We start from the raw sequence: 20,672 nt of genomic DNA on the forward strand, positions 1-20,672 counted from the left end.
CTTATATTTTATCATGAAAATAAAACTCGCATTATCCTGCCTGAGCCTGCTTGCAAGCATTTCGCTTTCCGCCCAAAACAAGCTGGGTACTTTGAAAGGGAAGAATTTCAACAACATTACGCTGGAAGTTTCGCTGAAACCTTTTAAAAAGAACGATAAGGCCTATATCCACGAGGTGGCCAGGGAAATGTTCGTGCAATGGTCGTCGATGCTGCGGCATGCGGACACGGTGTCGGTGATGCTCTGGACGAGCGACGGTTCGGAAATCCTCGATTACAAAGGCACGCCTAACCAGCCGCTGGAATGGGCGAAGTACATGGGTAACCCCAACACCGAACACGCCGTCAACTCCGGGCCGAAGGAGCTGTCCATTCACGAGCGGGCATATCTCTACCTCGACAACCCGCCTGCATTTACCTACGGCGACCTGAAATTTATCGTGCAGACGTTGAAGGAAGAAGGCCGCAAAGCCACCGGAAAACCCGTGCTGGTCGGCGAGACATTCGATCCCGGTCCCGAATTCGCGAAATCGGATTTTAAATACAAAAAACACCGGGAGATCCTCGGCGGGAGCGCGATGGGGCATAATACCATGGTGAGCTGCTATTCGGTACTGAATGCCGACAGCGAAGCTTATGCGGGTTTTCCCAAAGGCATTCCGGCCAATACGCCGTTCGGGACGTTCCTGGGTAGGCAGAGCAGGCATTTCTTAAAAGATATGGGGTTTGATTTCCTGTGGCTGAGCAACGGATTTGGTTACGGCGTGGAAGGCTGGTCGTCCACCGGCGCGATCTTCGACGGCAAGGGTTTCGACCAGGCCAAACTGGCGGATACGAAGGATAAGATAGCCGGTTTCTGGAAATACTTCCGGGCCGAAAATCCCGATGTGCAGATCCAGACCCGCGGGACGAACCTCTCCACCGGCACCGACCTCGCCCGCGACGGCGTGAACCTGGAAGCCATTTACCGCGACAAAAACATGCTTCCCCCTCCCAATTCCCCCTGGGCCGCATTGGACGGCGATTTCGGGCTCGAAATGGTGGGTTATATGTCAAGAATGGCCGAGTTGCCCGACGAGAGGTTCCTCTTCCGTTTCTACACCCACGACCCGTGGTGGCTCAACAGCCCCTGGCTCGACCGCTACGGCCGCGACGCGCACGATATTTACCTTCCGTTGTCCGTCAGCCGCATTAATGCGAAGGGCGAGGTAAAAATCCCTTCGCACCTGAGCTTCCTGAGCATCGACGACACCCATGGCGACATGCCCACACAGGTACCCGACGAGGTAACCCCGCACATCCTCAAAGCCCGCTACGACGCTCCTACCGCGCCGGGGCCGCTGGTGTGGGTGTACCCGTTCGAGGAATACCACCGCTGGGCATTCGCATACAAGGACCGCCTGCCTGAAATCTATTACGGCGACTGGCTCATCCGGCAGGCGATTAATAATGGTTTGCCGCTCAACACGGTCGTTTCCACCAATGCATTTCAAAGTGTGGTGAAAAGCAAGCCGGGCTTTTTCAAAGAATCCATCCTCGTGAGCGTCGTGCCGGATGCGGATTCTCCATTGGAAAAAGCGCTCATTGGTTTTGTTAAAAATGGAGGTAAATTAATGGTATACGGCCCCGCCGGACATGGCGGAAAGGCCTTTCTAGAATTGCTGAACCTGAAAAACGGAGTTGCGCTGGAAGGGGAATTCAAAGTTTCGGGCGAGTACGAAGGCGACCGGCTGGCGACGGCTTACCCGGATGTGGTGCGGCATGAAGCATTGTTTTCGGGCGGCGGCATTGCCACGAACCTGGCGAACCCGAATGACCCGGGTTCCCGCCTCATCGCACGGATGACGCCGGCCGGCCAGGCGCGGGACGTGTGCTGGGTGCGCTCGGGCGACGACTGGAACGGCGGCAAAGTAGTGTACATCCGTGGCACCAATTCCAGCAAGTTCAATGGCGGCAAGCTGCTGAACCCCGATGACCCTTCCAAATTTTTCACCGGTCCGCTGCTGATGCGCTATGCATTGGCTGCATTCGATATGCATTGTGTGATCGAAAAGGAAAACCCCGCCGTGAAAAACCCCGTGCTGACCATCGCGCGGAGCAACAACGCATTCATTTTCTCGGGCTACCATCCCAACAGCACCATTACCGACCGCTTCAAGTTCCCGCAGGGCGCGCCTTTGCTGCTGGGGCTGGAAACGAAGCTGGATGCCGGCCATTCGGTGTACAACCTGCCCACTTCCTGGAACCGCGAATGCCGCATTTTTGTGACCCAAAACGAGGGTATCGTCTCCTACAAGGAGCTGCATTCGGGGGTGAAGGACATCGACAAGCGATTCCAGGTGGGTGGCTTGCAGGACGCAACCGTGCGGATCTATGCGCCGGAGGACATTAGTTTGGAAAAATTCGAGGCTTATATCAATGCGTCCTATCCCTGGAAAACGGGCCGGATCAAAGTCAGCGAAGGCGATCCGAAGCTGGGCGGACATTTCGTGGCCGAGCACGTGACCGGCACGCTGACAGTAGCTTGGTAATGTTTTTTGTTTGAAATAAATACTGAATATGAGATACTTGAAAATTTGCAGCATTGCATTGCTGGCACTTTTTGTAAACATTAAAACCCGCGCACAAGTCGCTGATAGCAGCCAGTACCTGCAAAAATTAAAGCAGGAATTATCCACCGAATGGCCCAAAAGCCATACGATTAACGTGGTTTTTCACGGGCATTCGGTCCCGGCGGGGTATTGGGAAAACCACGAGGTGCATACACTGGAATCGTACCCTAACCTTTTCCTGAAAGCATTGAAGGCGAAATATCCCTATGCAGTCGTGAATGTGATCGTGACGGCTATCGGCGGAGAGAATGCGATCAGCGGGCAGGCCCGGTTTGAAAAAGACGTGCTCCCGCACAAACCTGACCTGCTTTTCATCGATTATGCATTGAACGACCGCTTTTCTCCCCTCGACAAGGTGAAGGAGTCGTGGGCCAAAATGATCGAAACCGCGCAGGCCAAAGGCATTCCGGTGATCCTGCTCACCCCCTCCCCCGACCAGCGTATCAACATCGCCGACCCCGCCAACCCGCTCGATCCGTACGTGGTACAGATCCGCGAACTGGCTAAGCAGTACAAAACCGGCCTCGCCGATCCATATGTCGTGTTTCAGCAATTGGTCAAAGACGGGAAACTGAAAGAAGTAATGGCGTCCGTGAACCATCCGAACGAAACCGGGCATATGGTGATCGTGAACCGCATTACGCCTTATTTCTGAATGTTTGAATGAAAATGAATGGCCGGTAAAATGGTAGAAGCTACCGTTCAGGCGTCGTGGTAATCCGGATTGGCGCTGATGGCGAACTTGTATTTATCGCCCCGGTAAAACGACCGCTCGATTTCGACGATCTGGCCGTCCTTGCAGATGACGGCGCTGTCGAGGATAAACATCGCCGTAGCCGCGGAGAGCTCGAAATTGTCCATTTCCGATCCGGGCTGGACGATTTCGGTGCTCAATGTCTGCTTCACTTCGTCGATGCGCAGGTGGTAGGTCGTTTCGTAAGTTTTGAAATAGGAAATTTCCGTGGGCATGCGGTTGATCTTCGGGCAAAGCGAGAGGGAAATGTACCTGATTTCGTCCTTGATGATCTCGTTGTCGGCGTAGCGCAACTGATGCACTTTCAGCACCGGCCCCCCGATGATAAAATGCTTCCCGCCTATCTCCGACGAAATGCCGTCGTCGAGCACCGTTTTTTCCAGCACCACATTATGCGGCTCGAAGCCCTCGGCAATAAGGCTTTCATGAAACCCGCGGCGGGTGGCATTGATGGAGCCCAATGTGCGGATGAGGTGGTGCCCCACCGTGCGGTTGAGCACAAATGTACCCTTACCCTTGATACGCCTCGCCCAGCCCTGGTTTTCGATTTCCAGCAGGCTTTTGCGCGCCGTGGTGTTGCTGATCCGGTAAGTTTTGATCAAATCGTTTTCCGACGGAACCTTGTCGCCGGGCTGTAATTCCCCGCTTTTGATCCTTTCTATAATCTCCTCACTGATACTGACAAACTTCGGTTTCATCGGCGCACTGGACAATGGGTAAAGGGGCAAATTTACCGGAAGCAAATTCCTGTGCAATAGGAAAGCGGCAAATTCCGGTGGTCGTATGCCTTTGGAGCCCAATTACGGCATTTTTAACGAGTATGGTTAGTGCGTTAAGAGACTTTTTACAACATGGCCCGCCCTATCAGGCCATTTTATTTTTTTGTCAATGATAAAAATCGCTGCATTCTCCATGGCGGCTGCATTCAGCCTGCTGTCGGTACTAGCCATCGCCCAGTCCGCAACAAGTACCGACTGCCCTTGTGCGCAGCTCGCGAAGGCGCGCATCCCGCAGGCGACCATCACTGCCGCCGAATGCGTACCCGCAGGAACATTCACACCGCCCGGCAATACACAGCCGATCACCGGTCTGCCTGCATTCTGCCGCGTCGCCGCCGTACTGAAACCTTCGCCTGATTCGCACATCCGCATTGAACTATGGCTGCCGGAAACGGGCTGGAACGAGCGTTTCCTCGGCACAGGGACAGGCGGCGGGGCCGGGTATATCAATTATGGCTCACTCGCAATGGGCCTGCGGAAAGGCTTCGCCACCGCCAACACCGACATGGGCACATCGCCCGGCGCCAACGAACTGACCGGCCACCCCGAAAAATGGGCCGATTTCGGCCACCGCGCCACGCACGAAATGACCGTCGCCGGAAAGGCCATTACCGAAGCCTATTACCACAAAGCTCCCCGGACGGCTTATTTTTCGGGCTGCTCTACCGGCGGCCAGCAGGCGCTGATGGAATCGCAGCGGTATCCCCAAGATTACGACGGCATCCTCGCAGGCGCCCCGGCCAATAACCGCACGCATTTGCATACCGGCTTCGTATGGATACTCCGCGCCACCAACGACATGCCCGGCGGCACGCTACCTAAACAAAAGCTCGACCTCGTCACCCGCGCCGTGCTGAATGCCTGCGCGGGCAAAGACGGCGGCGCGCCCGGCGATCGGTTCCTCACCAATCCCGCCGCCTGCCATTTCAACCCCGAAATACTGCCTGTGTGCCCCGACGGCACCGACGATAGCACCTGCCTCACCCAAACCCAGTTGACCGCATTGAAAAAGATCTGGGAAGGCCCCGTGAACCCGCGCACCGGCGACAGAATTTACACGCCCATCCCGTTGGGAAGCGAAAATGTAGCCGCAGGCATCGACATGCAGCAAAACCCCGCCCAAGCGCCCAATGCATTATTTTACCAATACAAATGGGCCTTCGGAAAAGATTTCGACTACAAAACATTCGATTTTGACCACGACCAGGACCAGCTCGACGCCCTGCTCGGCCCCGTCCTGAACGCCAACAGCACCGATCTTTCTTCATTTAAAAACAACGGTTCCAAACTGCTCATGTACACCGGCACCGCCGACCCGCTCGTGCCCTACCAGGACGCATTGAGCTATTACGAGCGCGTGATCGGCATTCAGGGCGGCCTTCCGCAAACCCAGGATTTCTTCCGCTTCTACCTCATTCCGGGCATGGGCCATTGCAGCGGCGGCCCCGGCCTGAACGACGGCGGAGACATGCTCGGCGCATTGATCGAATGGAAAGAAAAAGGCATTGCCCCGCAGCAGCTCACCGGTACAGCCTACGAAAGCGGTGATGCCCAAAAGGGCGTGCGGTTCCGGCGGCCGGTGTACCCTTACCCGCTGCTGCCTGCGTACAAGGGCGGGGACGAGAGGAGCGCTGAGAGTTATGAGGGAGTCGCGCAGCCGGTGCCCAAAGTAAAGGAGCCGGCTGCGCGGTATCTGAAATAGGCATTTTGACGTCCCTGTGCATTTGCAAGCCTTTTGGGGATCGCCTGTTACGATGCAGGAAACCGGCTCTTATCCATGCAAGCAAATTCCCGCTGATGACCGTCCAACCATTACTTGCCGGAATAAGTCCCAGACAAAGTAACTTTTAGAAACAATTTCCTTAATCGAAATGCCGTGCTGCATTTTTTGATGTTTTCCGCGAATTTAAAATCTATTCATTTATCCATTTAGGCTTCAAATATGTGGTTAAGCAAAAGCATAGCATCGGTTGTGACTCTTCTGGCCTTGCTTGGTTGCAACAAGGACAAGCCGGAACCTGTATCGGAAATGCAGTGCATTCCTGCCGTTTACCTGACAAATTATTGCCCGACAAAAACAGAAACGCATCTGGTCAGGTTGCTAAAACCAACCCCGTACGCCACCAGGCAGGAAAGCAGCAGCCAGGGCAACGAAATCTACGTGGCAGCTGTAATAAATCTTCCGCATTCGTTGGCAAAGCGGGATACGGTTTTCCAATTGCAATTTCATTACGATCCTCAGGCAGAGCGACAAAATAAGGCGCATGGTTATTGCAATACTAATATTGCACCGGCGAAAATGATCGTTTATGACGGCGTAAGCGAAGTTGAATGCCCTTGAAAAATACTTTTGCCCAATGCACATTAGATCATACGATATCCTACCGCAATTACAACCTTACGTAAAGTCAATATGCTTTATGGAATGCGAGGGAGGCGCGGACTGGAACCAGGTCCGGGTGTTACCGGATACCTGCGTGGAATTATTCCTGAATTATACCAGCACCCCGGTCGCCGTGATCGGTCAGGAAGTTTATAAGGGCAGCATTGCCTGTTTTCGGCTGAGCCGCCCTGTGGACGTTCAGATGCGTAAAGGCTCCGGCTGTATGGCCATCTGTTTCCATCCCGGAATGGCATATCCATTCTTTCGTATACCAATGCATTTATTCAAGGATGCGACCGTAAATTTCTTCGACTTATGGAATGGCACCACGTCCGAATTAGAGGATAAATTGGCGAGCATCCCCGGCGACGAAGTACGCAGTGCCGTAGTGCAAGACTTTTTGCTCAGCCAATTAAAGACGGATAAACAGGATTTGCAGGTGGCTTACTGCCTGAACAAGGCACAGGTTACCCGGGGCTCAATAACTGTTGGCAAACTGGCCGAAGAAACCGGCCTTAGCCAACGCCAGTTATCGAGAAGATTTCACCAAAGTATTGGCCTGTCTCCCAAAGAATACCTGGGTGCATGCAGGTTCAATGCTTCACTCCGATATTTTTCGCAGTATCCGGGTATTTCACTGACAGAAATCGCGCACCTGAGCGGGTATTACGACCAGGCACATTTTATACGCGACTTTAAGGTTTACACCGGCCATTCTCCCGGAGAAGTGCTGGCCGCAAACCATATTTTATGCTGATGTCCGTTTCGTACAATTCCGATAATTCCGCGGTAAGTAGTTTTGTAAAAAAACAACCACGATATGCGAAAATTGATTTTAGGGCTGGCGATCACATTGGATGGATACATTGAGGGCCCAAATGGCGAATTTGACTGGTGCTTTACAGACCAGGACTACGGCCTGAACGAATTCTTTACACAAATAGATGCCACCTTTATCGGTCGGAAAAGCTATGAGGTCGCGCAGCAATTTGCCGACAGTAACAACGAAGAGACAATCCCGGGCTTGCCTCCACTGACCGAATACGTTTTTTCCACCACTTTAAAATCCGTGAAAAACGGGGCCGTCCTCATTGCCGAGAATGCTATGGATGAAGCGCGCAAAATCAAGGAGCAACCTGGAAAAGACATTTGGCTGTACGGTGGCGCTTCTCTCACCGAGGCTATGCTGAATGCGGGCCTTGTCGACGAGCTTTGGCTATCGGTGCATCCCATATTGCTGGGCAGCGGCAAGCCATTGTTTCATCAGTCGGACAGCCGAACCCATCTTACACTTGTAGATAGCAAGGTTTATCCAACAGGCCTGTTGTCGCTCCGTTACAGTGTGAACGTGACAGAACCAGGAACAGCCTATGCAAACTAATCTCCTTTGGACCGGCCGGGAATACTATTCTCTCGAAAATTGTCGTGTTCACAGCAATGAAAACGGCAATCGTATAGCATCAACCATAATCGGCCTATATACCGGCGATCTGTACCAGGTCGATTATCAAATCGACACGAATGCACGTTGGGAAACAGTTTCGGTGGCGATCAATTTTTTCAAAAACAACATTTTCAGGCAATTTCACCTCGAAAAAAATACGTCTGGAAACTGGCTTCTCGATGGCCAAATAAATGAAGAATTCAGCGGTTGCACCGATGTTGACCTGCCTTTGACCCCTTTTACCAATACATTACCGATCAGAAGGTTGAATATGGTTATAGGAAATCAATACCCCATTAAGGTCATCTACCTGGATTTGCTGGAAGACCGGCTCAGCGCCGTTTCCCAACTGTACACAAGACTGTCGGAAACGGTGTTCCACTATGAAAACGTACCGAATGATTTCGAGGCAGACATCATCGTTGATGAAGACGGATTGGTCGCCGATTACCCCGAACTATTCGTGAGGACTGCCCGGCGGGATTTTTCCATGAATTGAACGACTAAACGCTACACCCAAAGCCCGGAACCGGATACCCGACGTGAAACGCAAGCCACAAATCCCCCTCACAATCGCCCTGCCGCACCAGCTAAGCCACTTTCAATATTTCCTTCTCAACCCTTGACAAAAATTTGGATCGGGATTTGAGCGTATCCATATCCTTATGGGATGATAAATAGAAGACACCTTCCTTGCTGGGATCGTCGAGCAAGTAGAATTTGTACCCGTATTTCACCTCTCCCGGTAACAACTCCCCTCCTTTCACCGTCGGGAGAAACTGGTAAAGTATTGCCCCGTATTCTTTGAAAAAATCCGGGGTGTAGGGCGTAGTCAGACGGTCCAGGTCGATCGGTTTAGGTGCGTAATGCTGCACAAATCTGGTTTTCATAATTGTCGATGAAGTTATAGTGATTGATGGAATGCTCTTTCTTCACTCAAATTTAAAAAACAGTTTTGGCAAATGCACTATTAATGATATTTTTATTATCAAAATTCTGATACCAATTAAATCAATAGTAATTTCATTTCTTTCAATCCTATAATCGTAGCTTTGCGCCTTCAAACAGTGCGAAGATGATTACAATTGAAAATTTGGCCGTTGAATTTAGCGGCTCTACCCTTTTTAGCGAAGTTTCCTTCGTTATCAACCCTACCGATAAAGTTGCCCTGATGGGTAAAAACGGAGCCGGGAAGTCCACCATGATGAAAATTATTGCTGGTGAACAAAAACCCACGCGTGGCCACATACGTGCGCCCAAAGATGCCGTTATCGCCTACCTGCCGCAACATTTGCTGACCGAAGATAACTGTACCGTTTTCGAAGAAGCCGCAAAAGCATTCAAACAGGTTTATGAAATGCGTGCCGAGATGGAGAAACTGAATCTTGCGCTCGAAACCCGCACGGATTATGACAGTGACGAATATATGGCCATCATCGAGCAGGTGACCGAACTGGGCGATAAATATTATCAGCTGGAAGAAGTTAATTACGACGCGGAGGTGGAGAAAGCCCTGAAAGGACTGGGATTCAGGCCGGAAGACTTTCACAGACAAACCAAGGAGTTCAGCGGAGGGTGGCGCATGCGTATCGAGCTGGCCAAAATATTACTGCAAAAGCCGGACCTTATTTTGCTCGATGAGCCTACAAACCACATCGACATCGAATCCGTGATCTGGCTGGAAGATTTCCTGGTGAACAAAGCCAATGCGGTAATGGTGATTTCTCACGACCGGGCCTTCATCGACAACATCACCAACCGCACGATTGAAGTGACCATGGGCCGCATTTTCGACTACAAGGCCAACTACTCACATTATCTGGTATTGCGTGAGGAGCGCCGGGCACATCAGATCAAGGCGTACCAGGAACAGCAGAAAATGATTGCGGACAATATGCAATTCATCGAGCGCTTTCGCGGGACTTACTCCAAAACCAACCAGGTTGCCTCCCGCGAACGGATGTTGGAGAAACTGGAAATTATTGAAATTGACGAAATCGATAACTCAGCCCTGAAACTTCGTTTTCCACCTTCGCCACGGTCCGGGGATTATCCGGTTACCGTGAAAGACGTGTCAAAGTCGTACGGCGACCAGGTTGTGTTCAAGAATGCCAGCATGTCTATTTCAAGAGGTGAAAAGGTATCGTTTGTGGGCCGGAACGGCGAAGGAAAATCGACGATGATCAAGGCTATCATGGGCGAGCTTCCCGTGGACGGCACCTGCCAGCTCGGGCACAACGTCAAGGTCGGGTATTTTGCGCAAAACCAGGCATCTTTGCTGAATCCCAATCTGACTATTTTTCAGACGGTGGACGAGGTCGCGGAAGGAGATGTAAGAACCCAGATCAAGAATATTCTGGGCGCTTTTATGTTCCAGGGGGACGATATCGACAAAAAGGTAAGCGTATTGTCGGGTGGTGAAAAAACGCGGCTTGCCATGGTGAAGTTGCTCCTGGAACCTGTGAACCTGCTGATTCTGGATGAGCCTACCAACCACCTGGATTTAAAGTCGAAGGACGTTTTGAAAGAAGCATTGCGAAACTTCGATGGTACATTGGTGCTCGTCTCTCACGATCGCGATTTTTTACAGGGTTTATCCCAAAAAGTGTTTGAATTTAAAGACAAACGCGTCATCGAGCATTTTGAAACGATTGATGCTTTCCTGGAACGTAACCGTATAAAAAGCATAGCGGATCTGCAACTTGCCAAGTAGTCGGCGGTTCGCTCTGGCTCGCCTGGAAGAAGTTCTTGCCGATTGAATATTCCGCAGCACCCATAAAGGTACCAGTGAAAAACATCAAAACCTTCTCCCTTTCGCGCCATAGCCGCCTGTTTTCCGTGCCCGACAATGGCAGGGAATACTTGTTTGTGCGTTCCGGCAATTCGCCTTACCAGGAAGAGCCGTACCGTGCCGAAAGCTATGCGCTCGCTTACATCAGGGAAGGTGAGGTGAAGGTCAACGTCGGCCTTTCGTCGTGGGATGTCGTAGCGCCCTCCATCATCACGCTCGCACCGTCGGATATCCGTTTTTTTACCAAAAACAGTGATTTGCTGAAAATGGATGTGATTTTTTTCAAAGACACATTCCTGATGGAGCGTTACGCCGACCCGTTTTTCCTGTCCAAATATGATTTCTTCGGCAATAGCGATCATCATGTGCTGCCGCTTGCAGGCGCGGGTTTTACCAAAATCAATATGATTTACGAGCTGATCCACCTTACGCAGGAGGCGGGTAGCTACCACAAAGCCGAGCTCGTGCGGAACTATATTTTTGCCATCATCTACGAGATCGACGCCGGCTACCGGCAGGAACGGGCGCTGGCGTCGACGCCGCTTCGTGACCATCCATTGTTCGTGAAATTCAGGCAATTGCTCACAGAAAACTACATGCAGGAGCGCAAGCTCGATTTCTATGCCGAACGCCTGCACCTGACGCCTAAATCGCTGTCGGCGGCCGTCAAGAATCAAACCGGCAAATCGGCGGGTAAATGGATCGACGATGCGGTAATCCTGGAAGCAAAGGTTTTGCTTCAAAACGAAACCCTCACGGTGTCGCAGGTCTCCGGGATGCTCAATTTTTCGGACCAGTCGGTATTCGGGAAATTTTTCCGGGCCAATACCGGGCTATCACCGGTCGGGTACCGAAAGAAATTCCAGTAACAGATCTCCCCACGACCGCATACCGCACAGGCCATTTCGACGAATATTGAGGTGTTTCTGTCTACAATTTCGCCCTGATTCCAGGGAATTTTGCCATAACAAAACAGTAAAAAGTTTGAATCATGGCAAAGTCAGGAGTCTTCGGAGCGTGCAGCATGGCCATCGGGCCACGGAAGCCGACGCCCGGGATGGACGTACCTGTGGCCGCTAAAACAGATCGTGGTCATGAAACCGGTATATTTTAAAAGCTGGGTAGCCGCATGGCCGTGGGCTGCGCGGATCGGCTTGTTTATGATGTTGTTATCGGCCCTGGTGCAACTCGGCATGTTTGTGCTCACGCAAGGGTATATGGTCGCCTACCTGGGCGCGCAGCCGGAGGACATTTCGTTCGCGGTAATGTGTACTTATGCGGGCATTATTACCGTCATACCGGTTCAGTTCCGGTTTTTCAGGTATTTCCAGACGCGAAGTTACCTGCTGGTGAACATGATGCTGGCGATCGCATTGAACTTCCTTTGCCTGCAATGCCGGGACGTCGACCAGTTTCTCGCGATCCGGTTTCTGCAAGGGATCGTGTCGGGCGGGATCATCGTATTCACATTGCACCTGATTATGTCGAGGTTGTCTTCCGACCGTGTTCAGACGATCGCCCCGGCGGTATTCTACGGAACCATGCTGAGCAATACCGTACTCATAGGCCTGGTATCGGGCGTGGTGGTGGAATCGGCGGACTGGCGATCAACCTACTATTACCTGATCGCTTTCCAGGCGATGATGCTGCTCATGATGCTGGTAATGCTCAAAAGAACCTCGGGGCACCGGCCCTACCCCTTGTACCAGATCGACTGGCCGGGAATGCTTATATTCGCGTGCGCCGCCGTGGCTGTCGCTTATACGACCATTTACGGTTCCAAATACTACTGGTTCACCGATCGCCGGATCTGTTACGGCGCTGCGGTTTCCGCTGTTTGCATCGCGCTCTTTTTGTACCGCCTGCACACGGCCCGACGCCCGGCAATCCACCTGAGCATATTCAAATCACGAAATTTCGTGCTCGGAGTTTGCCTGCTGGCTATTTACTACGGAAGCAAGGACAGTGTGAACCTGATATTCAACTATGCGGGAGGTACACTGAAATGGAGCACTTTACAGATCATCGGGCTTGGCGCCTGCAATATGGCGGGGATGGTGGGGGCGCTGGTTTTTTCGGGTCAAATGCTTTTGGCTAAAAAACTGACCATCAGGACGCTGCTAACGGCCGGGTTTACATTGATGGCAGCATTCAACCTGTGGATGTGCTTTCTACTGACGCCCGATCTGGCATTCTCCGACTTGCTTCCGCCTATTCTTGCACAGGGAGCCTCATCCGGGCTTCTGTTTGTGCCGATCATGATATTTGTGCTCTCGTCGGCACCGAAAAACACCGGCGCCAGCGCCCTGGTCGTCGCGGCCTATACCCGGTTTACAGCCACTTTGCATTCGATCGCCGGTTTTTACAATCTGCAATTGTATTTCAACCAGTATTTCAAAGAAAAATTGCTTACCTACCTCACGTCCGACAGCCCGAACATGGCCGAACGACTGACTTACTACCGGTCGGTGTACCTGGCGAAAGGATTTACACCCGGACAGTCCGCGACGCTCGCAGATGCGGCGATATGGCAAAGTCTTACACAGCAAAGCCAGCTACTCACCCATCGTGCGCTATTCATGATCTTCGCCATACTGGCCGCAGTACTGGTGCTGCTGATCGTGGCTGTTCCGGCGATCCACCGCACCATCCTTCATTGGAATTACAAACCGCACGTGCGGCAATACCTGCCGATTCCGCAGGCAGCACCGAAAAGTACCAACGTATAAAGCCCAGCGTCATTAACCATTCAATAATAGCCACCATGAACAACATCGAACAGCAAACATTGGCACCAGAAACGAGCGGGCAACCAGCCCCGCCACAAGAAATTACCGGATCGCAAGCGGTACTCGAAGCATTGATCGCCGAGGGCGTCGATACTATTTTCGGCATTCCGGGCGGGGCTATCCTCCCGATTTACGATACGCTGTACGATTACCGGGAACAGCTCACGCACGTGCTCGTGCGTCACGAGCAGGGAGGCGCGCATGCCGCACAGGGGTACGCGCGTGCGTCCGGGAAAGTGGGCGTCGTGTTCGCGACGAGCGGGCCGGGCGCTACCAACATCCTTACCGGCGTGGCCGACGCGCAAATGGACAGCACACCGCTGGTTTGCATTACCGGCCAGGTATACTCGCATTTGCTCGGTACGGATGCGTTTCAGGAAACCGATGTCGTCAACATCACTGCCTCGGTCTCGAAATGGAATTACCTCGTCACCGACGCTTCCGAGATCCCGGTAATCCTTGCGAAGGCGTTCTTTATCGCCCGCACAGGCCGTCCCGGGCCTGTTCTGATCGATATTACCAAAGATGCGCAGCTTCAAAAGTTTCCGTATGAAGGCTACAAAAAGATGACGGCCATACGGAGTTACAAGCCCCGCCCCACCGTGAAGCCGGAAGCCATCCGGGCCGCCGCAGAGTTGATTAACAATGCGGAAAAGCCGATGATACTCTGGGGCCAGGGCGTGATATTGGGCAATGCGGAAGAAGAGTTCAAGGCCTTTGTGGAAAAAAGCGGCATCCCTGCGGCATGGACCTTGCTCGGGGCCGGGGCCATTCCCACCAATCACCCGCTGAATGTGGGAATGCTCGGTATGCACGGAAACTACGCGCCAAACGTGCTCACCAATGAATGCGATGTACTAATAGCCATTGGAATGCGCTTCGACGACCGGGTGACCGGCCGTTTGGACAAATATGCCAGACAGGCCAGGGTCGTCCACCTGGACATCGACCGCGCCGAAATCGGAAAGAACGTCAAAACCGAAGTAGCCATTTGCGGGAACTGCAAGGAAACGATTCCGCTGCTGACCGAAATGATCGTCGGAAAAAGCCACACCAAATGGCTGGCCATGTTCCGGGCGCTGTATGGCGAGGAATTGGAAACGGTTATTTACCCTGAGATGGCCCCCGTGGACGGCGGCATTACGATGGGCGAGGTAATCCACCAGCTGAACGTCCTTACCGGCGGCGAGGCGATCGTAGTGACCGACGTGGGTCAAAACCAGATGGTTACCTGTCGCTATGTAAAGCTCAACAACAGCCGCAGCAGCATTACCAGCGGCGGCCTGGGAACGATGGGTTTTGCATTACCGGCCGCCATCGGTGCCAAGTTCGGTGCGCCTCACCGGGACGTAATTGCCGTCGCGGGCGATGGTGGCTTTCAGATGACATTGCAGGAATTGGGGACCATTATGCAAACCCGTCTGAACCTGAAAATCATCATCCTGAACAATCAATATTTGGGAATGGTCAGGCAATGGCAGGAGCTGTTCAGCGACTCGCGGTACTCGTTCGTCGACATCGAAAGCCCCGATTTCGTAAATCTTGCGGCATCCTACCATATCAACGGCAAACGTATCTCGAAGCGCGAGGAAATTCGCGGGGCATTGACCGAAATGCTGGCACATGATGGCGCATTCCTGCTGGAAGTGATGGTGATTAAAGAAAATAATGTCTTCCCAATGATCCCGCAAGGTGCGGGTATCAGCGAAATAAGGCTCCGGTGACCGAAACCCCGCTGACATCCCATCAGAACCTCCGAAGCGCCCTTTATGGGCGCTTTCTTCGTTTAAGACTCCTTCCCTTACGCTCAAACGAATTCAAATTGGCTTTTCTCAATAAAAAATATAAGTAAATCCTGCACATCAAAATACTTTGTAGTTCATATTTAACGATCGCTTAGTACCGCTTCCGGGTAAAATCCGTCAGTAATTCGACGAATTCCAGCTCGACAATCACCTGATTCCCATCAGGCTGAACACTTTTCAAGTTTTTTTTCAACTATACTTAACGAACTAGTTTATGAAAAAAACAAATCTCTACCCATGTCTCAAATTGGCCCGAAAACGACTCACCCCGCTGGCACTCGCCCTGCTGGGTATGATGGCCTTCTGCGTATGCGCCGCCGCGCAAACGGTCTCCGGAATAGTGCTGGATGAATCCGGTTCCGGCCTGCCGGGCGTAAGCGTCGTTGTGAAAGGGACGGCAAATGGTACCACTACCGACACAAAAGGAAAGTTTCAGCTCGATGTTCCCGGTGAAAGTCCCACGCTGGTTTTTAGCTTCGTGGGGTATGCTACGCAGGAAATAGCCGTCGCCAAACGTACGAGCATTACCGTTAATATGGTGGTCGAGGACCGTTTGATGACCGAGGTGGTCGTAGTAGGATATGGAACCCAGCAAAAGGTGAATGTTACCGGCGCGGTAGGCGTTGCGGATGCCAAACGGATCGAGAACCGGCCCATTGCCAACACCGGCGAAGGACTTCAGGGCGTGATACCGAACCTGAACATCACAATCCGCAATGGTGATCCGGCGCAGTCGCCCACGTTCAATATCCGGGGGTACGAGTCGATCAACGGCGGGGCACCGCTGATCCTGGTGGACAATGTGCCGATGGATATTAACCGGATCAATCCCAACGACATCGAGAGCATCAGTGTGCTGAAAGATGCCTCGGCCGCGGCCATATACGGTGCTCGTGCCGCATTCGGCGTAGTGCTCGTCACCACCAAAAGCGGCAAGAGCGGAAAAGTGCAGGTCAACTTCGGCACACAGTTTTCGCTGGCCAAACCCATTTTCAATATGGACGTGGTGACCGACCCATACCAGTTCGTCCTCGCGCGCAATGCGGCCAACATCAGGACCCTGGGCGCACCGAGCTACAATGATCAGTTCGTCGCCGCCGTCAAAAAATACTCGGAGAATCCAATCGCCGAAAACGAATGGGGAGTGGTCGACGGGGCGCTGCAATATTACGGCTACAACCGGTATCAGGATAAAATCATGACCAATTACGCTCCCACCAACCAGCAGGATTTGTCGATTTCGGGAGGCGGTGAAAATTCCAAATTCTTCTTCTCGCTCGGGCGGTACAGCAAAGACGGTTACCTCCGCTATAACAACGAGAAGTTCAAGCGGTACAACATCCTGATGAAAGCCGATTTCAAGGTCAACAAATGGCTGAATTTGTCCGAAAAGGTGGTTTTCAATTCACAAAACAGCGATAAGCCGCACTTTTACAACTGGGATGTGAACATCAATTCGCTCGCGCGCGTGAACCCGTTGCAGGCCATTCAGTTTCCCGACCTGCCCTATTACATGACGCCCGGCGATCGTGACAAATATGCACCGCTGATCGGGAAGTATTTCGGTGGAACAAATTTTTTCCCCTACCTGCTCGACGGCGGACGGGAAACCTTCACCAAGAACGACTTGTGGCTCTCGCAGGAAGCGGTGCTCACTCCCCTGCCCGGTTTGAAAATCACGGGTAATTTTTCTTACAACATCTACAACAATGTATACCAGGATGTCCAGAGCAAAGTGGAGATCGTATCACAGGATTTGAAAGAAGCCAATCCGATCAGCTATGGTTTCAGTGGCGACGACTGGATCAAGAATGTCAACGACTACAACCGCTATTATGTGCTGAATACATTTGCGGAATATACTTTTCAAAACCTGGGGAAACATAACCTGATGGCGCTCATAGGGTACAACCAGGAAATGGGTAACTACCAGTCCGCCACGGCGCAGGCCCGCTCGCTGATCACCCCGCAGGTACCCGACCTGAACACGACCACCGGCACGCAGCAAACACTCGGCGGCCGGTCGCAGGTGGCTTTACGCGGTGTGTTTTACAGGCTGGCCTACAACTACGCCGACCGCTACCTGCTCGAATTCAACGGCCGCTATGACGGCACGTCACGCTTTCCCAAAAATGACCGGTTCGGCTTCTTCCCGTCCTTCTCGGCCGGATGGCGGATCAGCAACGAGAAATTCATGACCGCGACCAATAGCTGGCTCGATAATCTCAAACTGAGGGGCTCTTTCGGTACGCTCGGGAACCAGATCATCCAGAACCGCACTACCGGCGCGCAAATCTACTACCCTTCGGTATCGACGATGGGGTCGGGACAGGCTCCTTTCATGTTCGCGGGTTCCATGATCCCCTACGTCTCGGGAGCCGGGCTGGTAAGCCCGACGCTCACTTGGGAGTCGGTTACGTCCAAAAATATCGGTCTGGATGTGACCATCTTACGGAGCCGGCTGGATATGTCGCTTGACCTCTACACCCGCGACACCAAGAATATGCTCATGAATGTAGCCTACCCGGACATTCTCGGTACGACCGCTCCTCAGGAAAACGCGGCCGACCTCCGCACCAAAGGCTGGGAACTGTCGCTGACGTGGCGCGACAAAATCAAAACCGACTGGAACTACGACGTCACCCTTGCCCTATCCGACGCCAGCGCGACCATCACCAAATTCCGTAACCCGTCGGGTGCATTGCCCAACGAAGGCAGCGGGATCTATTACGAAGGGCAAAAACTGGGAGAAATATGGGGGTACCAAACCGTCGGGATATTCCAGACGGCGGATGCCGTAGCGGCCGCCCCTAACCAATCGCGCCTGGGCAACAACTGGCGTGCGGGCGACATTCAATATGCCGATCTGAATGGCGACGGCATCATCAGCTCGGGAAACAACACTCTGAGCAACCCGGGCGACTACAAGATCATCGGCAACTCTTCGCCCCGCTACACGTACGGCATCAATGCGAGCATCGGCTACAAAGGGTTGCGGCTCACGGCATTCTTCCAGGGCATCGGGAAAGCGGATTACCTGCCGAACAATGGAAACTGGAACTGGTTTTATCCATTCAATGCAGGCCACGTAGAAAAGTACTATATCACCGACACCTGGTCGGAAACCAACCGCGATGCTTATTTCGCCGCACCGCACATTTCTACGAGCGATAAAAAGAATATTCTGCCCCAATCCAGGTATGTCCAGAATGCCTCGTACCTGCGTGCGAAGAACATCATGCTCAGCTACACATTTCCGTATCAACTGACGGGCAAGATCGGAATTTCACGTGCGCAGGTATTCGTATCGGGTATGAACCTGTTCGAGTTCACGAAAATCCGCAAACCGCTCGATCCCGAAACCATCCGGACCCCGACCATCGAGTACCCAATGCAGCGTATCGGGACGATCGGCATCAATGTATCCTTTTAATACACAATCAATCAATGGATTATAAAAATACATTCGTATGAAAGATATATTCTCCAAATCACTCATGGCTTTGGTACTGGTATTGACGGCGGCATGTAACGACGAGTTTCTCGACCGGAACCCGATCGACAAGATTACCAATGCCACCTACTGGAACACCGAAAGCGACCTGGCCGTTTACAACAACAGCCTTTACAACATTGCACGCATCGATTGGAAAATCCCCATCATGATGGGCCATACCGAGGGCTTCGACAGCCATTTCGGCAACATATGGTCAATCGACGAGCTTTCGGATAATATGGCCCCGCGCGAACCGAGACACAACTTTTTCCAACAGATCCGCGCCGGGAAATACAATGTCCCTTCGAGCCCCGACTGGTTTGGTTACCAGGGATGGGACTTCGTGAGGGCGATCAACATCGGGCTTGTGAACTACGACCGCGCCAAGGTAAGCCAGGCTGTTAAAGACAAATACATTGCCGAGGCGCAGCTTTTCAGGGGGTGGTTCTATGCCGATAAGGCGCAGAAATATGGCGACGTGCCTTTCGTCGAAAAGGAACTTGCGGTCGATTCGGAGGAACTTTACGCGGCCCGTACGCCGCGTGCCGAAGCCATGCAGAAAGTGCTCGAAGACCTCAATTTCGCCAGCCAGAAGCTGCCCGACAGCTGGGGCGATGGTAATGCGCCGGGCAGGATTAACCGATGGGGCGCACTTTTGGTCAAAGCGAGGGTATGCCTCTACGAAGGGACTTTCAACAAGTACCACGGCGCAGGCGACTCCAAAATGTGGCTCGAAGAAGCGGCCAGGGCGGCTGCGGAACTGATGGACAAGGGCCCCTACCGCATTTACAGTACAGGCAAGCCCCAAAGCGACTACAATGCCTATCACCGGATGCTGGACCTCGCCGGAAACTCCGAAGTGATTTATTGGAGAAAATACAAAACCGGGGTCATTAACAACCACGTCCAGCAATATTTCAGCTATACAGGCGGCGCTACCAAAAGCCTGGTCGAGGATTACCTGTGCACCGATGGCCTACCCATTTCATTGTCGCCGCTTTACAAAGGCGATGAGACGATTGAAAGCACCTTCGAAAACCGCGACCCGCGCCTGCGCCAGACCATCCTGCACCCCGAGGACACAGGCCTGTACAAATACCACCTGGCCGACGGCCGCGCTTATCCCATGCTGGAAGGCATGCCGGGCGGAGGCTTTAAAACGACTACGGGTTACCATATTATCAAGCATTATAATGCCGATGATATGATCGGGAAGGCCTACAACACCGGCGAATCGCCCGCCATTACCCTGCGGCTGGGGGAAGCATTGCTGATTTACGCCGAAGCAATGGCGGAACTGGGGACAATCAGCCAGGCCGATCTCGACAAAACCATTAATAAGCTCCGCGACCGCGTAGGTATGCCGCATTTGCTGCTTTCTAAGGTGCCGGCAGATCCGCGGTATACCAAGGACGGCATTTCGCCCATCATCGCCGAGATCAGGCGCGAACGCCGGATCGAACTGTTCATGGAAGGCCAACGGTACTCCGACCTGATCCGCTGGAAACAGGGCAAAAAGCTGGAAATCCCCGCTATGGGCGTCCGCTGGAACGACGCGGCGAAAAAGCGCTTTGCAGGCACTACCATGAAATCGGACATCGATCCCGTTTCCGGCAAAGAGTATATCGCCGTATACAAAGGCACCGATTATGAGATTCCGGTTTTTGATGAAAAGAAGCATTACCTCTGGCCGATACCGTTAAATACGCTTGCCCAAAACCCAAAAATCAAGCAGAATCCGGGTTGGGAGTAAATACATCCGCATCAGTATCATCCGACCGGCAGTCACTGGTCGGATGATTTTTTAAATCAATATATAT

General features: G+C 52.6%; 16 protein-coding genes. 14 read left to right on the top strand and 2 right to left on the bottom strand.

Annotated features, from left to right (window positions below):
• The first annotated feature begins 13 nt into the window (after positions 1-13).
• Both BMW93_RS22105 and BMW93_RS22110 read left to right on the top strand, forming a co-directional pair.
• Complete coding sequence (locus tag BMW93_RS22105) at positions 14-2,530, top strand: hypothetical protein (RefSeq protein WP_090381406.1); 2,517 nt, start codon at positions 14-16, stop codon at positions 2,528-2,530.
• Positions 2,531-2,558: 28 nt separating this feature from the next.
• Complete coding sequence (locus BMW93_RS22110) at positions 2,559-3,266, top strand: SGNH/GDSL hydrolase family protein (RefSeq protein ID WP_090381409.1); 708 nt, start codon at positions 2,559-2,561, stop codon at positions 3,264-3,266.
• A gap of 47 nt (positions 3,267-3,313) precedes the next feature.
• Here BMW93_RS22110 and BMW93_RS22115 read toward each other — a convergent pair whose 3' ends face one another.
• Entirely contained in the window at positions 3,314-4,063 is a 750-nt protein-coding gene (locus BMW93_RS22115; RefSeq protein ID WP_090381529.1) for a GntR family transcriptional regulator, read from the bottom strand.
• A 190-nt stretch (positions 4,064-4,253) separates the two neighbouring features.
• On the opposite strand from BMW93_RS22115, the gene BMW93_RS22120 reads away from it, so the two are divergent.
• From BMW93_RS22120 to BMW93_RS22140, 5 genes are all read left to right on the top strand, one after another.
• Positions 4,254-5,846, top strand: coding sequence for a tannase/feruloyl esterase family alpha/beta hydrolase (locus BMW93_RS22120; RefSeq protein WP_090381412.1), 1,593 nt, complete (start codon positions 4,254-4,256; stop codon positions 5,844-5,846).
• A 240-nt stretch (positions 5,847-6,086) separates the two neighbouring features.
• Entirely contained in the window at positions 6,087-6,485 is a 399-nt protein-coding gene (locus BMW93_RS22125) for a hypothetical protein (RefSeq protein WP_090381415.1), read from the top strand.
• Between the two features lie 16 nt (positions 6,486-6,501).
• Positions 6,502-7,284: a helix-turn-helix domain-containing protein gene (locus BMW93_RS22130; RefSeq protein ID WP_090381418.1), complete on the top strand. Its 783-nt coding sequence runs from the start codon at positions 6,502-6,504 to the stop codon at positions 7,282-7,284.
• A gap of 63 nt (positions 7,285-7,347) precedes the next feature.
• Positions 7,348-7,908 carry a dihydrofolate reductase family protein gene (locus tag BMW93_RS22135; RefSeq protein ID WP_090381420.1) on the top strand — a complete coding sequence of 187 codons (561 nt, stop codon included), beginning with the start codon at positions 7,348-7,350 and terminating at the stop codon, positions 7,906-7,908.
• The gene (locus BMW93_RS22140) at positions 7,898-8,470 is read left to right on the top strand and encodes a putative glycolipid-binding domain-containing protein (RefSeq protein WP_090381422.1); all 573 of its coding nucleotides are present in this window, start codon (positions 7,898-7,900) and stop codon (positions 8,468-8,470) included. The genes BMW93_RS22135 and BMW93_RS22140 overlap by 11 nt, the downstream gene beginning before the upstream one ends.
• Before the next feature lie 91 nt (positions 8,471-8,561).
• On the opposite strand, the gene BMW93_RS22145 is transcribed toward BMW93_RS22140, so the two are convergent.
• The gene (locus BMW93_RS22145) at positions 8,562-8,861 is read right to left on the bottom strand and encodes a hypothetical protein (RefSeq protein ID WP_090381425.1); all 300 of its coding nucleotides are present in this window, start codon (positions 8,859-8,861) and stop codon (positions 8,562-8,564) included.
• A gap of 185 nt (positions 8,862-9,046) precedes the next feature.
• Between BMW93_RS22145 and BMW93_RS22150 the strand changes: the two genes are divergently transcribed.
• From BMW93_RS22150 to BMW93_RS22175, 7 genes are all read left to right on the top strand, one after another.
• The gene (locus BMW93_RS22150) at positions 9,047-10,684 is read left to right on the top strand and encodes an ABC-F family ATP-binding cassette domain-containing protein (protein WP_090381426.1); all 1,638 of its coding nucleotides are present in this window, start codon (positions 9,047-9,049) and stop codon (positions 10,682-10,684) included.
• A 74-nt stretch (positions 10,685-10,758) separates the two neighbouring features.
• The gene (locus BMW93_RS22155) at positions 10,759-11,631 is read left to right on the top strand and encodes an AraC family transcriptional regulator (RefSeq protein ID WP_090381428.1); all 873 of its coding nucleotides are present in this window, start codon (positions 10,759-10,761) and stop codon (positions 11,629-11,631) included.
• A gap of 122 nt (positions 11,632-11,753) precedes the next feature.
• Positions 11,754-11,876: a hypothetical protein gene (locus tag BMW93_RS36075; protein WP_255372354.1), complete on the top strand. Its 123-nt coding sequence runs from the start codon at positions 11,754-11,756 to the stop codon at positions 11,874-11,876.
• A complete protein-coding gene (locus tag BMW93_RS22160; RefSeq protein ID WP_090381431.1) occupies positions 11,857-13,491 on the top strand; it encodes an MFS transporter in 1,635 nt (544 codons plus the stop codon). The genes BMW93_RS36075 and BMW93_RS22160 overlap by 20 nt, the downstream gene beginning before the upstream one ends.
• A gap of 35 nt (positions 13,492-13,526) precedes the next feature.
• A complete protein-coding gene (ilvB, locus tag BMW93_RS22165) occupies positions 13,527-15,275 on the top strand; it encodes a biosynthetic-type acetolactate synthase large subunit (RefSeq protein ID WP_090381433.1) in 1,749 nt (582 codons plus the stop codon).
• 295 nt (positions 15,276-15,570) lie between these two features.
• The gene (locus BMW93_RS22170; protein WP_229240681.1) at positions 15,571-18,789 is read left to right on the top strand and encodes a TonB-dependent receptor; all 3,219 of its coding nucleotides are present in this window, start codon (positions 15,571-15,573) and stop codon (positions 18,787-18,789) included.
• Between the two features lie 37 nt (positions 18,790-18,826).
• Positions 18,827-20,605: a RagB/SusD family nutrient uptake outer membrane protein gene (locus BMW93_RS22175; protein ID WP_090381435.1), complete on the top strand. Its 1,779-nt coding sequence runs from the start codon at positions 18,827-18,829 to the stop codon at positions 20,603-20,605.
• Positions 20,606-20,672: the final 67 nt, after the last annotated feature.

This window comes from Dyadobacter sp. SG02, from assembly GCF_900109045.1.
Taxonomy (GTDB): Bacteria; Bacteroidota; Bacteroidia; order Cytophagales; family Spirosomataceae; genus Dyadobacter.

Excerpts from the sequence above, each read along its gene's own strand:
- BMW93_RS22105 (WP_090381406.1), top strand. The coding sequence starts at position 14 with ATGAAAATAAAACTCGCATTATCCTGCCTGAGCCTGCTTGCAAGCATT.
- BMW93_RS22110 (WP_090381409.1), top strand. The coding sequence starts at position 2,559 with ATGAGATACTTGAAAATTTGCAGCATTGCATTGCTGGCACTTTTTGTA.
- BMW93_RS22115 (WP_090381529.1), bottom strand. The coding sequence starts at position 4,063 with ATGAAACCGAAGTTTGTCAGTATCAGTGAGGAGATTATAGAAAGGATC.
- BMW93_RS22120 (WP_090381412.1), top strand. The coding sequence starts at position 4,254 with ATGATAAAAATCGCTGCATTCTCCATGGCGGCTGCATTCAGCCTGCTG.
- BMW93_RS22125 (WP_090381415.1), top strand. The coding sequence starts at position 6,087 with ATGTGGTTAAGCAAAAGCATAGCATCGGTTGTGACTCTTCTGGCCTTG.
- BMW93_RS22130 (WP_090381418.1), top strand. The coding sequence starts at position 6,502 with ATGCACATTAGATCATACGATATCCTACCGCAATTACAACCTTACGTA.
- BMW93_RS22135 (WP_090381420.1), top strand. The coding sequence starts at position 7,348 with ATGCGAAAATTGATTTTAGGGCTGGCGATCACATTGGATGGATACATT.
- BMW93_RS22140 (WP_090381422.1), top strand. The coding sequence starts at position 7,898 with ATGCAAACTAATCTCCTTTGGACCGGCCGGGAATACTATTCTCTCGAA.
- BMW93_RS22145 (WP_090381425.1), bottom strand. The coding sequence starts at position 8,861 with ATGAAAACCAGATTTGTGCAGCATTACGCACCTAAACCGATCGACCTG.
- BMW93_RS22150 (WP_090381426.1), top strand. The coding sequence starts at position 9,047 with ATGATTACAATTGAAAATTTGGCCGTTGAATTTAGCGGCTCTACCCTT.
- BMW93_RS36075 (WP_255372354.1), top strand. The coding sequence starts at position 11,754 with ATGGCAAAGTCAGGAGTCTTCGGAGCGTGCAGCATGGCCATCGGGCCA.
- BMW93_RS22160 (WP_090381431.1), top strand. The coding sequence starts at position 11,857 with ATGAAACCGGTATATTTTAAAAGCTGGGTAGCCGCATGGCCGTGGGCT.
- ilvB (WP_090381433.1), top strand. The coding sequence starts at position 13,527 with ATGAACAACATCGAACAGCAAACATTGGCACCAGAAACGAGCGGGCAA.
- BMW93_RS22170 (WP_229240681.1), top strand. The coding sequence starts at position 15,571 with ATGAAAAAAACAAATCTCTACCCATGTCTCAAATTGGCCCGAAAACGA.
- BMW93_RS22175 (WP_090381435.1), top strand. The coding sequence starts at position 18,827 with ATGAAAGATATATTCTCCAAATCACTCATGGCTTTGGTACTGGTATTG.